Raw genomic sequence first — 2597 nt, forward strand, 5'->3', positions numbered from 1 at the left:
ACAGAATTATGAACACCCTCGTCGACTGGGCCGATGTGCACGAACAAAACTGCGGCTGATGACTTTGCGTGCTTCCGTCAGCATTCTGGGATGCTCAATGATAGTGTATGAACGCACCTTCACATTTGCTCAATATAACTCACCTAAGTCCCACCAGCTGGTCCTTGATGAACTTGCCATTACCCTTCCATAGAGGGCCTGCCTGATAAATGTATTCCACTCATAGTGACCTATGCTGGCGATCGAAATACCAGATTTAGACAGGTTGATAAAAAGTTGCCCTAATTGCCAGTGTTATAAAAATGGTTGCTACCTTGAACCCGATACACAGAGACGGGGCAATGTGAGAAGCGCCAAATGCTGAATTTTAGTTATTGACGCCATAATCTCTTGTTATGCGCGATGTACACAACAGTTAAAGCAACCGGGATTAGCATTGTGAATATGTATGTATTCAACCTCATGGTTTGAGAGCTGCTTTCTAATACCGGGCTCCAATTCAGAGCCTTGCAATATCTCTGCGTGAATCATAATTTGCTGTTTATTATAAGCTCTTATAGAAAGCAGCCTGTCTCTTAATATTTCAGGTATTTCGTTAATGTCCAGCTTTGCCTCTATAGCATTTTCTCGAACAAAAATCGGACCAGATGCGCGGTAAGGTGAATCAGCGTTATGATGTAAATAGGGCAATACTAAAACCCTCTCCCCTATATTTGCTTCTATCAGTGAAACCCTACACGGGTACCCTGGGTTCGCATCGGCCGTTATCCATTTAGCATTGTGACTTTCCAATTCTTGCTCATTTAAATTCAAAAGTTCAGAAAAGCTGTGCTTATCAATCCCACTAATCTTGAAATCAGTCTTCATAGTCAATTACCTATTGTAAAATCAAAAGCATGATTGTAGATACTCTGTATTTTTATACTCGCCACATTCGGAACTGAAGGATCGATTATAGTGCCTAACGCCAATAGAGAAGATGGCTGCACAGGCGGGTTTTGGGAAGGCTGGTTTAAATCCCTGGCATTACTCGATTATGTCGTCCTGGCCGCCAGTATAGCTTACGTTGTTCTCAATCTTATCCGGACCAAAGTGCACATTGTGCATGCCCAGCACGGCAAACAACCAAAGAGCCTTCTGCACTTTGCTTGTAACCCAGGGCTGGATATGCCCAAAGGGCTCCCCTTTGAGCTTAACTACTACATTGAGCGGCTTGAACCCTACAGGCCGCGGTGTATTCGTGCCGACAAGCTCCGCGTAGCGGCTTAGTTCAACGCTGCCAGCATAGGCGCAGCTATGCTGCGTCCTGCTGACTGGCCTTGTTAGGCGATTTACAATAGCGCGAAACCTAAAGCCCCGTTTACAGTTTCCTTGAGCACATCCATAGCGGCATTGATTGCTTGTTCCACAGCGACTAGCCCAAGACCTTCAATGGTAAGAAGAACTGACCTTGAGGCATTACGCTGAATTTCATGGTGCAACTTTGCTTGCTCCTCTGTTATTTCACCCGTTAACTTTAGTTTTTCAATCATTACAAAGTTCTCGGCTAATTTTTTTGACTCTGCTTCAGCGTAATCCTTAACATCAGGCCATTTATCTGAAAGCTCACCTTTAAACGCCTCAAACATTTTTGATGCGAGTTCTCCGACATCTAAGCTCATAACATTTCTCCTTAATCAGTATGATTATTCACCGCGTTTTTTCGCGAGTTCCAATTTCAAAATAGCCGTTATGCTAGTGTTAAAGCTACTTCTTAAACTGCTAACTTGATCGTTAGAAAAACAATCGATTTTGTGTAGCTTTTCTAGGGAAAGTAGACTTTCCTCAAGCAGCCCTACTTGCTCAACTGAAATTTCATTTTTTGGAATTGCTTTCGCCCGAACTGCAATAGCACTAATTGCCACTTTTGAATCTTGATAAAACTTTTTGTGGTTGTCATATTTGCATTCAGGCAGTCCAGCCTGACCATCGACAGTCACAAAGAATGTTTCAAAATCCTTTTGTAACTGAGTAACAGCTTTGTCAGTATTTTCGTCATAGCTGCTAATCAATGTTATCGAGCAACCCGATAAGGCAAAAATCAATACAAGAAAGCCAAAAAACGCTTGCATTGATAGTCTACTGCTGTGATTACAAACTTCTTTCATAACAATCTCCTTGTTGTACCCAAAGTTTAAAAGTTTAGACGGAGCTGGGTCTACTTCGCCTAGACATAATGACTCCCACACGGTGCTAGCCTCCGCATCTTCGTGGGTTAGCTAAAAGCCAGAGCCATAATTAGTTTGTCAAATAACTAAACAGCAGAGGCTAGCATGAACAAACATAACATACTTTTCATTGGCTTAGATACTCATAAAGAGTTTGTTGAGGTCGCTTATTGTGAAGAACAACGAGGTGCCCAACCCATTCATTTTGGCCGAATTTCTTCCGCCAAAATGTCGATTACTAAATTGCTTCGTCACTTTGAGTCCAAATACCCCGATGCTACTTTGCACTTCGTTTATGAAGCTGGCCCTTGCGGCTACTGGATTTATCGCTAATTACCAGCTCTGGTCATTGCTGTTACGTCGTTGCCCCATCCCTTATCCCTAAAAAGC

At 42.7% G+C, this 2597-nt stretch carries 3 protein-coding genes and 3 pseudogenes; 3 read left to right on the forward strand and 3 right to left on the reverse strand.

From position 1 onward, the window contains the following. Nucleotides 1-273: pseudogene (locus CWB98_RS24280) on the forward strand (hypothetical protein); the annotation flags it as partial. 120 nt (nucleotides 274-393) lie between these two features. On the opposite strand, the gene CWB98_RS23285 reads toward CWB98_RS24280, so the two are convergent. Further along, the gene (locus CWB98_RS23285) at nucleotides 394-867 is read right to left on the reverse strand and encodes a DUF1203 domain-containing protein (protein ID WP_138546962.1); all 474 of its coding nucleotides are present in this window, start codon (nucleotides 865-867) and stop codon (nucleotides 394-396) included. A gap of 87 nt (nucleotides 868-954) precedes the next feature. Between CWB98_RS23285 and CWB98_RS23290 the strand changes: the two are divergent. Continuing rightward, nucleotides 955-1251, forward strand: a pseudogene (locus CWB98_RS23290) (transposase); the annotation flags it as partial. An 80-nt stretch (nucleotides 1252-1331) separates the two neighbouring features. Here CWB98_RS23290 and CWB98_RS23295 read toward each other — a convergent pair. Both CWB98_RS23295 and CWB98_RS23300 read right to left on the reverse strand, forming a co-directional pair. Continuing rightward, nucleotides 1332-1661 (reverse strand): hypothetical protein, encoded by a 330-nt coding sequence (locus CWB98_RS23295; protein ID WP_138546964.1) that lies wholly within the window; start codon nucleotides 1659-1661, stop codon nucleotides 1332-1334. 24 nt (nucleotides 1662-1685) lie between these two features. Next, entirely contained in the window at nucleotides 1686-2147 is a 462-nt protein-coding gene (locus tag CWB98_RS23300) for a hypothetical protein (protein WP_138546965.1), read from the reverse strand. 165 nt (nucleotides 2148-2312) lie between these two features. Here CWB98_RS23300 and CWB98_RS23305 point away from each other — a divergent pair. Further along, a pseudogene (locus CWB98_RS23305) lies at nucleotides 2313-2597 on the forward strand (IS110 family transposase); the annotation flags it as partial.

Origin of the sequence: Pseudoalteromonas rubra, from assembly GCF_005887115.1 — a bacterium.
GTDB classification, from domain to species: Bacteria; Pseudomonadota; Gammaproteobacteria; order Enterobacterales; family Alteromonadaceae; genus Pseudoalteromonas; species Pseudoalteromonas rubra_F.